Source organism: Veillonella rodentium, assembly GCF_900187285.1.
In the GTDB taxonomy this organism is placed as follows: domain Bacteria; phylum Bacillota; class Negativicutes; order Veillonellales; family Veillonellaceae; genus Veillonella; species Veillonella rodentium.
Window position 1 is genome coordinate 1,627,814 of sequence record NZ_LT906470.1, and the last position, 15,965, is coordinate 1,643,778.

Sequence of the window (15,965 nt, forward strand, 5' to 3'; positions counted from 1 at the left end):
AATATCATCTCCTAAATCTTTTCTCCACGGCTCATAGCGGTAATACCGGTTTTAGCTATTTCAAGGATACCGTAGGTCTCCATGATCTGGATAAAACCGCGTAACTTTTCTTCACTGCCGATGACCTCGATAATCATAGACGTCGGAGAAATATCGAGCACATTGCCGCGATATACATCGGCAATCTGAACGATTTGAGATCGCGTGGATGCCGTCGCTTTCACCTTGATAAGCATCAGTTCGCGACAGACTACATCATGATCCTCAAAGACCTTGACCTTAACAACATCAATGAGTTTGTAAATCTGTTTCTGTACTTGATCCAGTATGCGATCATCCGCCTCGACGGTGAGCGTAATCCGCGCATACCCCGGCGTATTCGTAACACCGGATGTCATCTTCGTAACATTAAATCCGCGTCGATTAAAGAGTGCCAAAATACGCGTACCGATGCCGGGCGTATTCTTCGCAATGACTAAGACCTGATGTTCTTTTACCATCATAGCACTCCTTTCTTGCCCATCATACCGCTCACGGTACCGCCTGCCGGAATCATCGGCAATACATTATCCTCGCGGGACACGCGACAGTCCAGAATGATGCTGCCCGGAGATGTAATATATCGCTTGAGGTTCTCATCGAGAGCCTCTACGGTATCAAGACGGTCAGCTTTCAAACCGAAGGCCTCCGCCAGTTTCAGGAAGTCCGGACTCACCTCCAGATCCACATAGGAATAACGACGGTCATTAAAGATTTCCTGCCATTGACGAACCATACCGAGATAACCGTTGTTGATGATGACAATTTTAATCGGCAGATTATATTGACGTACCATCATGAGTTCCTCAAAGGTCATTTGGAATCCGCCGTCACCTACGACGAGGATAACCTGCTTATCAGGGGCCCCCACTTGAGCGCCTATGGCAGCCGGCAAACCATAACCCATGGTACCCGCACCGCCCGATGTCACGATCGTATGAGGAGATTTATGAGTTAAGAACTGAGCCGCCCACATCTGATGCTGTCCTACATCTGTCACGATGACGGCATCATCATTGATAATTTTGTTGAGCTCCGACAACACATACTGAGGATGCAGTTCATCCTTGTCAGGCTCAGGTACCACCATAGGATATTCCTCCTGCCATTCTCGAATCTGCGCCAGCCACGGTTCGTGTGTCGCCGGTTCCACCAATGCGTTGAGATCGGATAATACGTGTTTTAAATCACCTACAATAGGCACATCGATGGCAACGTTCTTATCAATTTCCGCAGGGTCGATATCGATGTGGATAATCTTCGCCTTTTTGCAGAAGAAATCAGGATGACCCGTGATGCGGTCGTGGAATCTGATGCCCGCCGCAATGACGAGATCCGCCTCATCCGTGCAGTTATTAGCCGCAACAGAACCGTGCATTCCTACCATGCCGAGGGCCAATTCGTGATTTCCCGGAAAACCGCCGAGGCCTACCAATGTGTTGGTAACGGGAATCTGTGCCGTTTCCGCCAACGTCTTCAGCTCCGCCATGGCGTTAGCTTTCAAAATACCGGCACCGGCGATGATCAAAGGCCGTTTCGCATTTTTAATAAGCGTTGCCGCCTTTTTAATCTGGCCCTGATGGCCCTTATAGGTAGGATCATATCCTTCAAGACTGATCGGAACCTCATACAATTTATTATATTCAGCCAAAGATATCGTTTCCGTCTGAATATCCTTCGGAATATCGATTAACACAGGCCCCGGACGACCTGTACCTGCGATAAAGTACGCTTCCTTGATGATGCGGGGCAGGTCGTGTATATCCTGAACGAGGTAATTATGCTTTGTAATCGGCATCGTAATCCCCTGGATATCCGCTTCCTGAAACGAATCTTTACCGATAAACGGACGGCCGACCTGACCGGTAATGGCCACCATCGGTACGGAATCCATATAAGCGGTCATGATCCCCGTCACAAGATTCGTCGCGCCCGGTCCGGATGTAGCGAGACATACACCTATTTTCCCCGATACACGCGCATAGCCGTCGGCTGCATGAGCCGCCCCCTGTTCATGACGCACGAAATAATGTTTGATTTCAGGGAAACTATAAATTTCATCATAAATTGGAATAACGGCACCGCCCGGATACCCGAACATATCGGTTACGCCGAGGCGATGTAGTGTTTCTAGGACAATTCGTGCCCCATTGATTGTTTCTGCACTCATAGGAACCCTTTCAACCAGCTATTCTGATAGAATTTCACTGGAATTTAAACGCTTAATGGTGTAACCATTCTTTTTAAAAGTTTCAATAATACTTTGAATGTGTTCTTCTCCGTTTGTTTCAACGGTCACCTGTAATTCCACCTCATGAAAGCGGTCCAGATTTTTAAACTGATTATGATCAAGCTTGATTACGTTCGCATCTGCATCGGCAAGCATTTCAGAAACGGCCACCAGCTGACCCGGTTTATCCGGAAGGTTTACAGAGAATGTAAAGATGCGGCCCCGCAGTACAAGACCTTTATTGATCATGGACGAAATCGTCAGCACGTCGATATTACCGCCGCTGACGATAGCGACCACCTTTTTACCGCGGCAGTTCAATTTCTTAAGACCCGCCAAAGGTAAAATACCGGAGTTTTCAGCCACCAATTTATGTTTTTCGACGAGCAGTAAAAAGGCTTCCATCAATTCATAATCGGAGACGGTAACGATATCATCTACATATTTCTTGATGTATTCCAATGTGGTTTCACCGATCAATCGCACCGCCGTACCGTCCGCAATCGTCGCCACCTCGTCGAGAGGCACCGGATGATCCGCTTTCAAAGCTGCCAAAGCACTTGCGGCTCCTTCCGGCTCCACGCCGATGATCTTAATCCGAGGATTTTTCAGCTTCGCCGCCGCCGCAATGCCGGACACGATGCCGCCCCCTCCGACGGGCACTAACAAGATGTCCGCATCGGGCAGTTCATCCAGAACCTCTAGAGCAATGGTCCCCTGACCTTCGATTACAGCTTCATCATCAAAGGGATGGACGAATACATAGCCGTATTCCTGTTGGAGCTCCATCGCTTTCTGATACGCTTCATCATAAATTTCACCGGACAGTACAACCTCAGCACCATATTGCTTTGTCGCATTGACCTTGATAAGAGGTGTATGTTTCGGCATGACGATGGTCGCCTTGATGCCGAGGCGTTTAGCAGCCAGCGCCACGCCTTGTGCATGATTACCGGCGGATGCGGCAATGACACCGCGAGCCTTTTCCTCTTCTGTCAGTTTTGCAATTTTATTATAGGCTCCGCGGACCTTAAAGGAGCCCGTTATCTGCAAGTTTTCCGGCTTGATATACACATCATTGCCGCACTCGTCTGAAAACACATCACTATGGAGCAATTTTGTTTTTACGGTAATCGTGTTTAACCGTTCCCGAGCTTCCATAAAATCATATAATTTACGCATGAATACACCTTTCCCCACTAGAGGCATTAAATTCAACTATACTATTCTTAATCTTCAAATACCTCAATAGCACCTTGTGCGGCGGAGGATACGTGGAGAGCATATTTCTTAAGATATCCGGTTACATTCGATTTGAAAGGTTTCAATGCCGCTTTACGGCGAGTAATTTCTTCGTCAGATACGGCAAGTTCCAATGTGCCGTTCGGAATATCGATATTGATGATATCCCCATCTTCAACGATGGCGATGGTACCGCCTGCAGCGGCTTCCGGAGATACATGACCGATAGAAGCGCCGCGTGTAGCACCGGAGAAACGACCGTCAGTCAACAACGCCACATCTTTATCGAGGCCCATACCGGCGATCATCGATGTAGGTGTCAACATTTCCCGCATGCCCGGACCGCCTTTAGGGCCTTCATAGCGAATGACAACGATATCACCCTTTACGATTTTACCGCCCGTAATCGCTTCAACCGCTTCTTCTTCGCTGTTGAACACCTTGGCAGGACCTGAATGAACGAGCATATCCTCATCGACCGCACCGGCTTTTACAACGGAACCGTCTACCGCAAGATTGCCTTTAAGTACCGCGATGCCGCCGGTTTCATGTACAGGATTATTCCACGGATGGATAACATCTTCATCAACGACATGAGCCGCCTCCGCGATTTCTCCCTGCGTTTTTAGGGCTACGGTCTTGCAATCCTTATGAAGTCGACCGTTTTCCGCTAAGCGTTTCAGTACAGCGGATACGCCGCCGGCCGCATACAAATCCTCGATGAAGTAAACGCCGGACGGAGACAATTTAGATAATTGCGGTGTGATCTGAGCAATGCGGTCAAAGTCATCCAAGGTCAACTCTACCCCCGCTTCATGGGCGATAGCCGGCAAATGAAGCGCCGTATTGGACGAGCCGCCCAAAGCCATATCGAGGGCTACCGCATTTTCAAAGGCTTCACGCGTCATGATATCCTTCGGACGGAGGTTTTCCTTGAGAACCTTTACGGCCTGCATACCGGCCAACTTCGCCAAACGTAAACGCTCGGAATATACGGCAGGAATAGTTCCGTTACCGGGAAGGCCCATGCCGAGAGCTTCCGTCAGACAGTTCATCGTGTTGGCTGTATACATACCCGAACAGGATCCGCACGTAGGACATGCGCTGTTTTCGATATCCTGCAGTTCCGCATCGTCCATTTCACCGGTTTGATGCTTGCCGACCGCTTCAAATACATCGGATAAGCCGATTTTTTTACCCTTATGTACACCGGCCAACATAGCGCCGCCGGATACAAATACGGATGGAATATTAAGCCGAGCCGCAGCGATTAACATGCCCGGTACGACCTTATCGCAGTTCGGGATGAACACCATCGCATCGAACGGCGTCGCCATCGCAGTGGCTTCGATAGAGTCCGCGATGATATTACGAGTCACCAAGGAGTATTTCATGCCGATGTGGTTCATCGCAAGGCCGTCACAAATGCCGATTGTATTGAACTCGATCGGAACACCGCCTGCGTTGCGGATACCGTCCTTTACGGCTTGCACAATATTTTTGAGTCCTACGTGACCTGGAATAATTTCGTTGAAAGAATTCGCAATGCCGATAACGGGTCTGCCCATTTCCTCGTCAACAAAGCCCAATGCCTTCAATAACGATCTATGTGGTGCACGTGCCACGCCCGTTTTCAAATTGTCACTTCTACAACTCATGATGATCTCCTCGTTTCCTTTGAAAGTATCCACTTGGACGGCTTTCACAAAATAAAAAAGACGATTCCTATGAATCGCCTTAAAAGTTTACAAATGATATTTCTCTTGTTTACAGAATTCCCAGATACATAAATAAGCCTATGTACCCCTTGGAAAATATACATATAAGAAACAAACCATATAGCCAAATCTTATTGATTGTATATTAAACCATTCGCGGAACTTCTAAGACAAAAACGTGTTAAGTTGTTGTTCATAATTCGAATGTTTTTAATAATCACGACGAGCGCGATAATCAACAAGCTGATGACTAAACCTAACATGTTTCCTCCTGAAATAATCTGTAATATGAAATTATAATATCACGTTACATTGTGCTATGCAAGATAAACATTAGTCTAATACGGGAAAACATCATAAAAATTTATGAGGGTTGGGTATAGAAAAAATCTATCTCAAAATTAATTTTTACCCCATTAAACCATATAACGAAATGATCCCCCGCCGTAGCGAGGGATCATGTACATTATAAAATACCGAAAAACCACATGCCGAACGTGCCGCCCCAGAAGTGAATCAAGAAGCTCACAACGGATATGGCGAGGCCTACGCGCCACCACGTACCTTGCGGCACATAGCCGGAGCCGAAGAAAATCGGCGTTACACCGGAGCTATAATGGGTTAACGTACAACCCGGGCTGTTCATCAAACCGAACAGCAAGATGGTGAACGGAATCGGTGCACCCATCGCGACCAGAATCGCCGCAAAGGCGGAGAACAACGCCGTAATACGGGCCGTGCCGCTGGCAAAGAAGTACTGAGAATACACGAAGGTTGCGGAAATAATGAAGGACGCCCAGAACCAGTCAAAACCGGCTAAATGCTGACTGACAAAATCGGCAAAAACGGCCACCACGCCGAGTTTACCGAGAAGTCCGGCCATGCCTACAAGGGTGCCCATCCAGATGAGGATATCCCAACCGGTGCGTTCACCTAGGATGTCCTCCCATGTAAGGGATCCCGTTACAACGCAAGCCAATACTCCCATCATCGCAATCACGGTAGGATGAAGCTTAGTCCAAATCGCGGTGGCCCAAAGCAAGATACAAAGCACAAAGATAATAGCCACGGAAATCTCGGCCTTCGTAACAGGTCCGAGAGCATCCAGTTCCTTTTGAGCCATCGCGGCCGCTTCAGGGGTTTCCCTGATTTCAGGCGGATAAATCTTGTAAATGAACCACGGCATCAGGATCATACAGATAACACCCGGAATAACACCGGCCTGAAACCATTCCCACCACGAAATATCGTAGCCGAACAGCTTCGCACCTAATGATGTAATCAACAAGTTGCCGCTGCAGGCGGTCAGGAATATCGTGACCGTAATGGTGTTAATCGTATGTGCCGTCGTCATCAGATACGCACCGATACGTCGAGACGTAGAAGCGTGCGGTTCGGAACCGAAGGCAAGAGAAATATTCTGTACAATCGGAAATATAATACCGCCGCCCCGTGCCGTATTGGACGGCGTCGCCGGCGAAATAATCAAATCGGTACACGCCAGAGCATAGGCCAGTTTCAAAGAGCTGGTGCCGAAGGCCCTGATCAAGGTGTACGCAATGCGCCTACCGAGTCCTGAATTAATAATGCCCCGCGAGAAGAATACGGCCGCCACGATGAGCCATACATTGGCCTCCGCATAACCGCCGAGAGCCTGCACCATGGTAATGGACTGTGTCGCCACCGCCGCTACGATACCGAACAGAGCCATGATACCCGTCGGCCAGGGCCGTAAAATAAAGCCTACAATCGTAGCCGTAAAAATAGCTAATAAATGCCAGCCTTCCGGCTTAATCGCCTCCGTATGAGGCAAGAACCAAATAATGAGCCCCACAAAAAATGTCAAGGCCGCTCGTATCCATGTATTCATAGGACCTCCCTCTAAATATGCACACACATTAACAGCACACGTTCAATTACAATTACAATTACAATTACAATTACAATTAATTATAAGGCGCGCATCACACATAACCGCCATACCTTATCAGCAACTTTCTAAAAAAGCTTTGATTTTAGGATTTCGCTGCAGCTCATCCATCTGTTCCGGCGATAACAACTTCACCTTATCCCGATCTTTATTCACGAGGCAGAGAAATCCGATATAATCCCCCTTATTCGCGCGGAACTGATGAATCGTACTGCCCGGAATTTCGATGAAATCACCGGACTCAACATCATGAATGTCATCCCCCAGTAACAGCTGCCCCTTCCCCCTAAATATCATGACCATATGAGTATGTTCATGATACTCCAATGTGGAATAACCGCCGGGCAGACATTCAAAATAGCGGAATTGACAAGGAATATCGTAAGCACCGTCATAGAGGACCTGTCGCGTCACATCCTTAAAAGGACTGCCGTCCTGCTTGTATACCAAAGTATCTACGCCATCCCACTTGAAATTTTGCGCATCAAACTTGCGTATCATCTTATCACCTCATTACAAAAAAGGGCTGCATCGAAACAATGTTTCAATACAGCTCCATAAGTCCGATTATTTAAAGAGACGTTTCAATGTACCCATTAAACCATGACTGTGCTTATGTACACCGTCCGCGACGGATGCCACTTCAAAGCCCGTCTTTTCGATGGCCGTTGTAATCGTCTCAACAGATACCTTAGCCGGATCAAAAGATACGGTCGCCGTTTTTTCCGGCAAATCCACCTCCGCACTCAATACGCCCGGTAATCCTAACGATGCATCTTCTACGGTTTCTTTACAATTACTGCACATCATGCCCGGTACGGTAAATACCTTTGTAACAACGCCATTATCTTCGCCGCAACCACAATCTTTACACATAGTGATACCTCCTAATCTTCAGTTTCCTTATGTTTATCATCATTTTTGGCCCCTGCCGTCACATCGATGGTCGTCGCTTTTTTAACGGCTTCCTTCGTTTCGTCTACAGCTTTTTTAGGCCCCGATATGGCATCTTTAAACTCATTGATGCCCTTACCGATAGCTTTACCCACTTCAGGTAATTTTCCAGGTCCGAAGATAACTAGAGCAATCACTAATATAACTATTAATTCAGGTGTTCCTATAGACCCCATATGTATCTCCTTTGTTTCTACTTATACTACATTCTTTAGTGTACATCATCATAAGCGGCTTTGTCCACATACCAGGTCATATCTTCCTGTGAAAGTACCGCCCCCGGCAACACGCGACCGATGCGCTTGTCCCAGGCCGTATCTTCGTAGTCCTCACGCTGGTACAACACCTTTGTTAAAGCCGCCTTCTTGCTTTCACCGGTTACAGTAAACCATACCGCATCAGTTCTAGCGAGAAACGAGAATGTCATGGAAATACGTTCCCATACCTTGCCGTCCTCAACGGCCACCACATCGTGATCCGTTATACGCAATGCATGAGACCCCGCAAATAACCCGGCCGTATGACCGTCTTCACCGAGGTCGAGAATCGCCAGATCAAGACCGCCTTTCTTGCACGCCTTGAGAACCGTCTGAACCTCTTTCTCATATTCCCCGGCCGCCTCCACGACGGTCTTGGATTCTGTGTTAATCGGCAGAAAATGAGCCGCACCACGAGCTTTACACAATAGATAAGGCTTTACGCGATTATAGTAATTATCCTCATGAGATTGCGGCAAAAAACGTTCATCCGTCCATACAAAGAATACCCGCTCCCAGTTCAAACGATCGATATACTCCGGAGAATTGAGCATTTCCAATAATCCGTTTACCACCGTTCCCCCTGTAATACCCACGACACAAGTCTCGGTACGGGCGATTTCCTCATTGGTGAAAGCGATAAAATCCTCCACCATAGCATTCACGACATCATCAGGACTGTCATAACACTTAATTGTATCTTGAGCCATCTAATATGGACCTCCTAAAACTATTTCAATAGTTCTATTATATACACTTTTTCTGTGTAATGAAAGCAAAACCGATGTAACTCAATAGTTGGAGCCACATCGGTTCTAATTATATTTGTATCTTCTTATGAATTACAGGAAATTCCATTCCATATATTCATAAATCCATATTAATTTTGACCAAATTTAGGACGGCGACGCTCTGTGAAAGCACGTACACCTTCTTTGAAGTCCTCTGAAAGACCTAATGCACATTGGTTTTCTACCTCAAACTTCTTGTACTCTTCCCAACCTGCTAAGAAGCTATTCCACATCATTTCCTTCATAACGCGGTAAGATTGTGCAGGTCCTTTTGCCAACTTCTCAACAAGGCGTCTTGTAGCGGTCTCCAGATCCTCTAGTTCGCAAACCTTATACACAAAGCCAAGTTCCTTACCCTTTTCAGCAGATACGGCTTCACCGGTCATAACGATATGCATAGCACGGTTCATACCAATAGAACGAGCTAGTAGGAATAAACCGCCTGCATCAGGAGCAAGGCCAACGTTTACAAAGGCTTGAATAAAGCGTACGTTATTAGCAGCCACAACAAAGTCCGCTGCCAAAGCCATATTGAAGGCAGCACCTGCTGCAGCGCCTTGAAGGCTCATGATAACAGGTTTTGGTAACTTCTTCATAGCCATAGAAATCTCAGCTACCAGTTCAACGATTTCAAATAAAGACTCAGTATCCCCTTCGTTTACAGCGCGCTCCATCTCCGTTAAATCACCACCCGCAGAGAACACCTTCCCCTCTGCATTGATGAGCAATGCACGAACACTTTCATCATTATGAGCTTTATCTAAAACCTCAAGGATCTCCTTGCACATCTCGATATTAAAACCATTCGCCACAGTAGGACGATTAAACGTCAATGTGCCGATGCCGTTGTCTACGACATACTGAATTGTATTATATATCATAAATCGATCTCCTATATACAACAATTTATCTGCTCCGCTATCTATACCGCTAATAAACGCGCTTAAAATACAATCGCCCAAACCTTGCCCAGATAGCAACTTACAGCAAACATTCTATCGAAAATATTCGATTGCAATTCTATTATAGGAGAATTAAGTATAGATGTAAATACAATCTTATAATCACAATACAACGTTATGTAAAAATTATACCTTCTAGGATCCCAAGCTAGTATAACAAACCTTTAGTGCGTAAATATCGCTCAGCAACATCATGAGGTTTCTGTCCTTCCGATTCCACCTCGTAGTTCATATATGACATATCCTGATTCGTAATCGTATGTGTCAATTTCATCAATACCGCTTCTAGCTCGGGATGCTTCTTTAGCACATCCATTCTGACCACATTGCCGCAAATATACGACGGATATAAATGTTTATCATCCTCAAGAACGACGATAGACGCATAACTCAACTGCCCGTCAGTAGTAAATATAGGCATGGCATCCACATGTCCGCTTTCAATAGCCTGATATTTCAAACCTATATCCATATCCTTCATATCTTTAAAGTGCATGCCATATACCCGCTGTAATCCCGAATACCCATCTTGACGCCCGAAGAAATCATATTCCCCGCCCAAAATTAATTGTGATGAAACCTTCGCTAAATCCGAATATGTTTTCAAGTTATATTTGTTAGCAATATCCTTACGTACAGCCATCCCATATGTATTATTGAAGCCATACATACCTACCCATTTAAATTGATAAGTAGCCTCGTAAGCGCGCTGTAATTCATCAAATAAATTTTCACTATATTGCGTATCTCGTTTTAGTACTGCATTCCAACCGGTGCCTGTATATTCAGGATAGATATCAAATTCACCGGACTCCATGGCCGGTTGAATATTAGAGGTTCCTCCGCCGACTCCGGCTGTTACTTCAACAGCTAAATCTGTATCCTGTTCAATAAGAAGTTTCAACATATCGCCCAAAATCAACTGCTCTGTCATCGGTTTTGTAGCTACATGAATTACATCGGATTGTTGCGACGGCCACATGACCATGCCAATACCGCTGATTATCACAATAAAGGTTGCAATACCAATACGTTTAAGAGCTCTCGAATAACGCCCTCTATATAGTATAACTTTCTCAAAAAGACCCAATACCCCATCCATAACCAATGCTAAAAAAGCAATCAGTAAACTGCCGGCTACGGTCATAGTCGTATTATTTGTGGTAATACCTCGATAAATAGCTACACCAAGGCCTCCGGCACCAATAAAAGATGCTACCCCGGTAAGCGCTATAGTCATAACCAGCATATTTCGTATACCTACCATAATTACCGGAAAGGCTAAAGGTAATTCAATATATAGTAAACATTGTACACGAGATAATCCCAGCGATGTAGCCGCTTCAATCATTTCTTTATCAATACCGCTTAACCCGATATATGTATTTCTCACCATCGGCAATAATGCATATATCACAAGAGCAATCACCGCCGTTGCGTTACCAATCCCGGAAAAGGGAATCAAAAAGCCCAGCATTGATATGGATGGTATGGTATACAAGAAATTAATAACCATCATGGTCGGATGAACTGCTCGACGATACTCGTTAAGTAAAATACCCGCAACTACTCCCAGAATAATGGCAATTACACTGGAAAGCAAAGCTATGCCGATATGTTCCCATAACAGACCGGAGAAAAAGCTCCAATTCTCAACTAATAAATGATATACATTTTCTATCATACATCCTCCGATACACAGGTAAATATATATTATGAAAGAACAACTACCTTTTTACCTGCATACTTACCAGAATCAATATCCTGATGAGCCTCACGAACTGCATCTAATTCATGATAAACCCGTCCGATTGGCAGTTGTACTTCATTCCGTTCTAAACGACGTAACATATCATGAAATACAGTTACCGGTAAATCTTCAAATTCCCCGGAATAGGTAGTAAAGAAAACTCCGCTGGGAACAGAGAAACAGTCAAATTCCGGTATAATCCATTGCTGGTTCAATGCCCCGGTAAAACATAAATGACCACCGACTTTAATATAGCTTAAATCTTGCATAACTACATTACTACCGACTAACTCTAATACCCCATCTACACCATAAGGTGCGATCTCTCGTATTTGTGTATCCAAAGTACCATCATCTAGCACGACATGATCAACACCATATTGTTTTAAAATATCGATATTTGAAATACGACGTGTAGAGGATATGACTGTAACACCTATATCCTTAGCCAATAAAGCAGCCATAAGACCTACAGACGAAGTACCGCCGTGAATGAATAATGTATCCCCCGATTTCATTAACAACCCCTTAGATAAAGAACCATATGCAGTTTGCATCATTTCCGGCAAAGCACCCAGAATATGCCAAGGTAAATCAGATGAAAATGGCAAAAGATGTTTCTCCGGCACCAACATATACTCCGCATAAGATCCATTCAGTGAACGACCTAATCCCCCCATCATTGTCGCCACCTGCTCGCCTACGCGAAGAAAGCTGTCGGGATTAACCTCTTCAACAATACCTACCCCTTCAATTCCCAGCACACGGGGATAAGAAAAATCGGGTGACGATAAGCCCTTCCGACTGAATATCTCTGACTGGTTAATTCCGAACGCTTTTACCTTAACCACAGCAAACCCTGGTTTCAATTGAGGTTTTTCTATTTCTACGGGAGTCATTGCATCTATTTCACAGGGACCTGTCAACTGAATAGCTTTCATCAATTCCATAACAATATCTCCTATCATTTATAATATTCAGATTTCAGATTGTCCAAAATACGCTCCAAATACGACTCAAACTCTTTAATTTCAACATCGCTGAATCCATCATAAAAAATATCACTCAAAGCATCACTGATCTCATTGCCTACAACCTGTTGTTCTCGTCCAAGAGCAGATACGCCATAAATACGCTTCCTTTTATCATTACAATCATCATAACCGATAATTAAACCCTGCTGTTCCATACGTTTCAGCATAATTGACAACGTGCTGTTCGCCAAGCCTGTAATATCCGCAATATCAGATGCCGTACGTTCCCCTTCATCCCATAAAACCGACAGAATCTTTCCTTGTTCACCATTAAATAAAGCTCTTGTATCAGCTTGTAACAACCGATTGAATAATCGAGTATTCAAATATTTGATTTTATGAACTAAAAAACCGCCTTGCTTCGACTTCATAAGTATATGCCGCTTTCTTTACCTAAATATTTTTATATAAAACTATCTATACAAATAGTACTATATAAAAATAAATATAGCAAATATACCGTCATACAAGGTCAGATAATTATTAGTACCACTATAATGTAAACAACAAAAAACACCTGCAGACATTGTCTGCAGGTGTAATAACCTGTTTTCCAAATATTAACGTTTGGAGAATTGGCTTGCTTTGCGGGCTTTTTTAAGACCGTATTTTTTACGTTCTTTCATACGTGGGTCACGAGTCAAGAAGCCAGCTTTTTTCAAAGATTGACGAAGTTCGCCATCTACGTCCAATAACGCACGGGAGATACCGTGACGAATTGCACCGGCTTGACCGGAAGGACCGCCACCAGCTACAGTTGCGATAACATCGTATTGTTCAACTGTGTTAGTCAAATTCAAAGGTTGTTTTACGATCAATTCCAAAGTTTGGCGACCGAAATAATCATTAAGTTCACGTTTGTTAACAGTGATTTTACCTGTGCCCGGTACCAGACGAACTCTAGCAACGGAAGATTTTCTACGACCAGTGCCGTAATATTGTGCTACTGCCATTATATGTTCCTCCCTCTAGATTATCGTACGGAAATTTCTAACACTTCTGGTTTTTGAGCTGCATGTGGATGCTCAGGACCAGCGTATACATTTAATTTACGGTATTGTTGTGCACCCAATTTATTTTTTGGAAGCATACCACGAACTGCCATCTCAACAACACGTTCAGGTTGTTTTTCAAGCATCATGCTCAATTTAGTAAAACGAGCACCACCTGGATAACCGGAATGACGGAAATATTCCTTCTGCTCTAATTTTTTACCGGTTACGCGAATTTTTTCAGCGTTTACAACAATCACATGGTCACCAGTGTCTACGTGTGGTGTGAAAGTCGGTTTATTTTTGCCCCGAAGAACTTTTGCAACTTCGGCAGCAAGGCGTCCTAAAGTTTTACCTTCAGCGTCAACAACATACCATTTCCGTTCGATTGTGTTCGGATTGGCCATAAATGTAGTTTTCATGCTGCATATCCTCCTAATAACGTCATAATTCTACCAAAATCAGCTAGTCCTCTGCTTCCGGGGCTAATGGAAACACGACATAAGCCTACCCGAACAGTATACAGATTTTATAAGGCTATGTCAATTAAAATTTAACAGTTATGTGCTGTCAGTTATGTGCTGTCATCAAATTATTTTTTTAGTATAGAATTACATTGCTGTATTACGTCATTCAATACGGTCTGATCAGTATTAAGAACAAATTTAACCCAATTATCACGCCAACTGCCTCCCAATTGAGCGTCTACTTTTATATGTCCATATGATTTGCATATAATATGGACATAATCATCCGAATCATCATAAGCAATACGAACCTCTCCATCTAATGTAATATATATTAATTTGAGTTGACTGATTAATTGTCTAAATTGATTTACAGTATAAACAAATGTGCCTCGTCCGGAAAAATCACCACTTTTAATATACACACTAAAGGCAATACACTCCTCTCGAGACTCAACATCAGCAATATAGTTTTCTTCTAACTCAACACGTATAACATCCATTAATCTCCTCTAAATAATAAAAAATGAATAGTCCCCTTTATTATCTTGCATTAGCAAAAACCTACTTATATTACATATAACTTTATATTGTGCAGGAAATTTATATATTTATATAGAATTATGAATATATAATATCAAAAATTGATAAAAGTTTAATTTAGATTTTGTAAAACAACACATATTATATCTGTACTTCTATAATCTAGGAGATGATAATATGAATCTAGAAAATAAAAACTCATTTCTCTTAAATAGTGCTCTATTTTTTTCAACAATGGGAAGCACAGCAACAACACTAGGCTTTATAACATATATATTTAATACCACCCACAGTCCCTTTAATACAGGGGCAGTTACGATAGCAACATTATTAGTTGGAATGTTATTAGGCCCATTTTTAGGGATACTTGTAAAAGAAAAGGGCTTAATGTGGTCTATGGTAGTTCCTGAAATAGTTTCGGGTTTTATATTATTATTTTTTGTTTTCATAGATAATCTTTATCTAGTATATATCATAGCTTTTCTTATAGGTTTTAATAATAAAATTTTAGGAATCGCTAGACTTTCTTTTATACCTAATATAACAAATGATCTAGTCAAATTTAATGCACTGCTCCGGTCTATTAATCGTTTTGCATTGATAAGTGGTTCCTTATTATTTAGTGTTATAATTAATTACTCTTTAACGATGGTGTTTGTTATTGATGCAATTACTTATATTATTTCAGCCTACCTACTTTATCGATTAAATAGAAATGTGAGAATACAATCACACTCAACTATCTCCCAAAAAACTATTAGACAAAGCATCTATGACCGTATTCAACTTTTAATAAAAGGATATAAATTATTATTCCTAAATAAAAAAATTAATTTTATAGTTTATTTGGGTATATTAGCTAGAATATTTTATATGTGTATTCCAATTCTACTATTAATATTTATTAAAGATATCTTACATTTAACTGATAGTCAGTATGGATATACGCAAACAATCTCTAGATTGGCATCATTCATTGTTTTTGGAATTCTTGCTAAATATTTCACCATTAACTTAGCAACGAGTTTTAAAAAGATTTTGTTTGCTTAATTGTAG

17 protein-coding genes are annotated in these 15,965 nt (G+C 43.1%); 1 reads left to right on the plus strand and 16 read right to left on the minus strand.

Annotation, left to right across the window (positions count from 1 at the left end):
* Window positions 1-11: 11 nt before the first annotated feature.
* The 16 genes from ilvN to CKV62_RS07515 all read right to left on the minus strand — a co-directional run bounded on the left by ilvN (window position 12) and on the right by CKV62_RS07515 (window position 14,869).
* A complete protein-coding gene (gene ilvN, locus CKV62_RS07440) occupies window positions 12-500 on the minus strand; it encodes an acetolactate synthase small subunit (RefSeq protein WP_038117884.1) in 489 nt (162 codons plus the stop codon).
* A complete protein-coding gene (ilvB, locus tag CKV62_RS07445; RefSeq protein WP_095066384.1) occupies window positions 500-2,209 on the minus strand; it encodes a biosynthetic-type acetolactate synthase large subunit in 1,710 nt (569 codons plus the stop codon). The genes ilvN and ilvB overlap by 1 nt, the downstream gene beginning before the upstream one ends.
* Before the next feature lie 18 nt (window positions 2,210-2,227).
* Entirely contained in the window at window positions 2,228-3,451 is a 1,224-nt protein-coding gene (gene ilvA / locus CKV62_RS07450) for a threonine ammonia-lyase (protein WP_095066385.1), read from the minus strand.
* Window positions 3,452-3,498: 47 nt separating this feature from the next.
* Window positions 3,499-5,169 (minus strand): dihydroxy-acid dehydratase, encoded by a 1,671-nt coding sequence (ilvD, locus tag CKV62_RS07455; RefSeq protein WP_095066386.1) that lies wholly within the window; start codon window positions 5,167-5,169, stop codon window positions 3,499-3,501.
* A 526-nt stretch (window positions 5,170-5,695) separates the two neighbouring features.
* Window positions 5,696-7,099, minus strand: coding sequence for a DASS family sodium-coupled anion symporter (locus CKV62_RS07460; RefSeq protein ID WP_095066387.1), 1,404 nt, complete (start codon window positions 7,097-7,099; stop codon window positions 5,696-5,698).
* A gap of 117 nt (window positions 7,100-7,216) precedes the next feature.
* Complete coding sequence (locus CKV62_RS07465; RefSeq protein ID WP_095066388.1) at window positions 7,217-7,660, minus strand: cupin domain-containing protein; 444 nt, start codon at window positions 7,658-7,660, stop codon at window positions 7,217-7,219.
* A gap of 66 nt (window positions 7,661-7,726) precedes the next feature.
* Window positions 7,727-8,035: a heavy-metal-associated domain-containing protein gene (locus CKV62_RS07470; protein ID WP_095066389.1), complete on the minus strand. Its 309-nt coding sequence runs from the start codon at window positions 8,033-8,035 to the stop codon at window positions 7,727-7,729.
* Window positions 8,036-8,046: 11 nt separating this feature from the next.
* Window positions 8,047-8,289 carry a Sec-independent protein translocase subunit TatA/TatB gene (locus CKV62_RS07475; protein ID WP_038117869.1) on the minus strand — a complete coding sequence of 81 codons (243 nt, stop codon included), beginning with the start codon at window positions 8,287-8,289 and terminating at the stop codon, window positions 8,047-8,049.
* A 35-nt stretch (window positions 8,290-8,324) separates the two neighbouring features.
* Window positions 8,325-9,080, minus strand: coding sequence for a 6-phosphogluconolactonase (pgl, locus tag CKV62_RS07480; RefSeq protein ID WP_095066390.1), 756 nt, complete (start codon window positions 9,078-9,080; stop codon window positions 8,325-8,327).
* A 170-nt stretch (window positions 9,081-9,250) separates the two neighbouring features.
* Window positions 9,251-10,042 (minus strand): trans-2-decenoyl-ACP isomerase, encoded by a 792-nt coding sequence (gene fabM / locus CKV62_RS07485; RefSeq protein WP_095066391.1) that lies wholly within the window; start codon window positions 10,040-10,042, stop codon window positions 9,251-9,253.
* Window positions 10,043-10,271: 229 nt separating this feature from the next.
* Window positions 10,272-11,807: an ABC transporter permease/substrate-binding protein gene (locus CKV62_RS07490; protein ID WP_095066392.1), complete on the minus strand. Its 1,536-nt coding sequence runs from the start codon at window positions 11,805-11,807 to the stop codon at window positions 10,272-10,274.
* Window positions 11,808-11,836: 29 nt separating this feature from the next.
* Entirely contained in the window at window positions 11,837-12,823 is a 987-nt protein-coding gene (locus tag CKV62_RS07495) for a zinc-binding dehydrogenase (protein WP_197696272.1), read from the minus strand.
* Between the two features lie 14 nt (window positions 12,824-12,837).
* The gene (locus CKV62_RS07500) at window positions 12,838-13,278 is read right to left on the minus strand and encodes a MarR family transcriptional regulator (protein ID WP_095066393.1); all 441 of its coding nucleotides are present in this window, start codon (window positions 13,276-13,278) and stop codon (window positions 12,838-12,840) included.
* Window positions 13,279-13,467: 189 nt separating this feature from the next.
* Complete coding sequence (gene rpsI / locus CKV62_RS07505; RefSeq protein WP_004695188.1) at window positions 13,468-13,860, minus strand: 30S ribosomal protein S9; 393 nt, start codon at window positions 13,858-13,860, stop codon at window positions 13,468-13,470.
* A gap of 20 nt (window positions 13,861-13,880) precedes the next feature.
* Window positions 13,881-14,321 (minus strand): 50S ribosomal protein L13, encoded by a 441-nt coding sequence (gene rplM / locus CKV62_RS07510; RefSeq protein ID WP_095066394.1) that lies wholly within the window; start codon window positions 14,319-14,321, stop codon window positions 13,881-13,883.
* 170 nt (window positions 14,322-14,491) lie between these two features.
* Window positions 14,492-14,869: a WapI family immunity protein gene (locus CKV62_RS07515; protein WP_095066395.1), complete on the minus strand. Its 378-nt coding sequence runs from the start codon at window positions 14,867-14,869 to the stop codon at window positions 14,492-14,494.
* A gap of 217 nt (window positions 14,870-15,086) precedes the next feature.
* Here CKV62_RS07515 and CKV62_RS07520 point away from each other — a divergent pair, with 217 nt between their 5' ends.
* A complete protein-coding gene (locus tag CKV62_RS07520; protein ID WP_231968316.1) occupies window positions 15,087-15,959 on the plus strand; it encodes an MFS transporter in 873 nt (290 codons plus the stop codon).
* Window positions 15,960-15,965 lie beyond the last annotated feature (6 nt).

What these genes read in the sequence shown, in the direction of transcription:
- ilvN (WP_038117884.1), bottom strand. Translation starts at nt 500, where the DNA reads ATGGTAAAAGAACATCAGGTCTTAGTCATTGCGAAGAATACGCCCGGC.
- ilvB (WP_095066384.1), bottom strand. Translation starts at nt 2,209, where the DNA reads ATGAGTGCAGAAACAATCAATGGGGCACGAATTGTCCTAGAAACACTA.
- ilvA (WP_095066385.1), bottom strand. Translation starts at nt 3,451, where the DNA reads ATGCGTAAATTATATGATTTTATGGAAGCTCGGGAACGGTTAAACACG.
- ilvD (WP_095066386.1), bottom strand. Translation starts at nt 5,169, where the DNA reads ATGAGTTGTAGAAGTGACAATTTGAAAACGGGCGTGGCACGTGCACCA.
- CKV62_RS07460 (WP_095066387.1), bottom strand. Translation starts at nt 7,099, where the DNA reads ATGAATACATGGATACGAGCGGCCTTGACATTTTTTGTGGGGCTCATT.
- CKV62_RS07465 (WP_095066388.1), bottom strand. Translation starts at nt 7,660, where the DNA reads ATGATACGCAAGTTTGATGCGCAAAATTTCAAGTGGGATGGCGTAGAT.
- CKV62_RS07470 (WP_095066389.1), bottom strand. Translation starts at nt 8,035, where the DNA reads ATGTGTAAAGATTGTGGTTGCGGCGAAGATAATGGCGTTGTTACAAAG.
- CKV62_RS07475 (WP_038117869.1), bottom strand. Translation starts at nt 8,289, where the DNA reads ATGGGGTCTATAGGAACACCTGAATTAATAGTTATATTAGTGATTGCT.
- pgl (WP_095066390.1), bottom strand. Translation starts at nt 9,080, where the DNA reads ATGGCTCAAGATACAATTAAGTGTTATGACAGTCCTGATGATGTCGTG.
- fabM (WP_095066391.1), bottom strand. Translation starts at nt 10,042, where the DNA reads ATGATATATAATACAATTCAGTATGTCGTAGACAACGGCATCGGCACA.
- CKV62_RS07490 (WP_095066392.1), bottom strand. Translation starts at nt 11,807, where the DNA reads ATGATAGAAAATGTATATCATTTATTAGTTGAGAATTGGAGCTTTTTC.
- CKV62_RS07495 (WP_197696272.1), bottom strand. Translation starts at nt 12,823, where the DNA reads ATGGAATTGATGAAAGCTATTCAGTTGACAGGTCCCTGTGAAATAGAT.
- CKV62_RS07500 (WP_095066393.1), bottom strand. Translation starts at nt 13,278, where the DNA reads ATGAAGTCGAAGCAAGGCGGTTTTTTAGTTCATAAAATCAAATATTTG.
- rpsI (WP_004695188.1), bottom strand. Translation starts at nt 13,860, where the DNA reads ATGGCAGTAGCACAATATTACGGCACTGGTCGTAGAAAATCTTCCGTT.
- rplM (WP_095066394.1), bottom strand. Translation starts at nt 14,321, where the DNA reads ATGAAAACTACATTTATGGCCAATCCGAACACAATCGAACGGAAATGG.
- CKV62_RS07515 (WP_095066395.1), bottom strand. Translation starts at nt 14,869, where the DNA reads ATGGATGTTATACGTGTTGAGTTAGAAGAAAACTATATTGCTGATGTT.
- CKV62_RS07520 (WP_231968316.1), top strand. Translation starts at nt 15,087, where the DNA reads ATGAATCTAGAAAATAAAAACTCATTTCTCTTAAATAGTGCTCTATTT.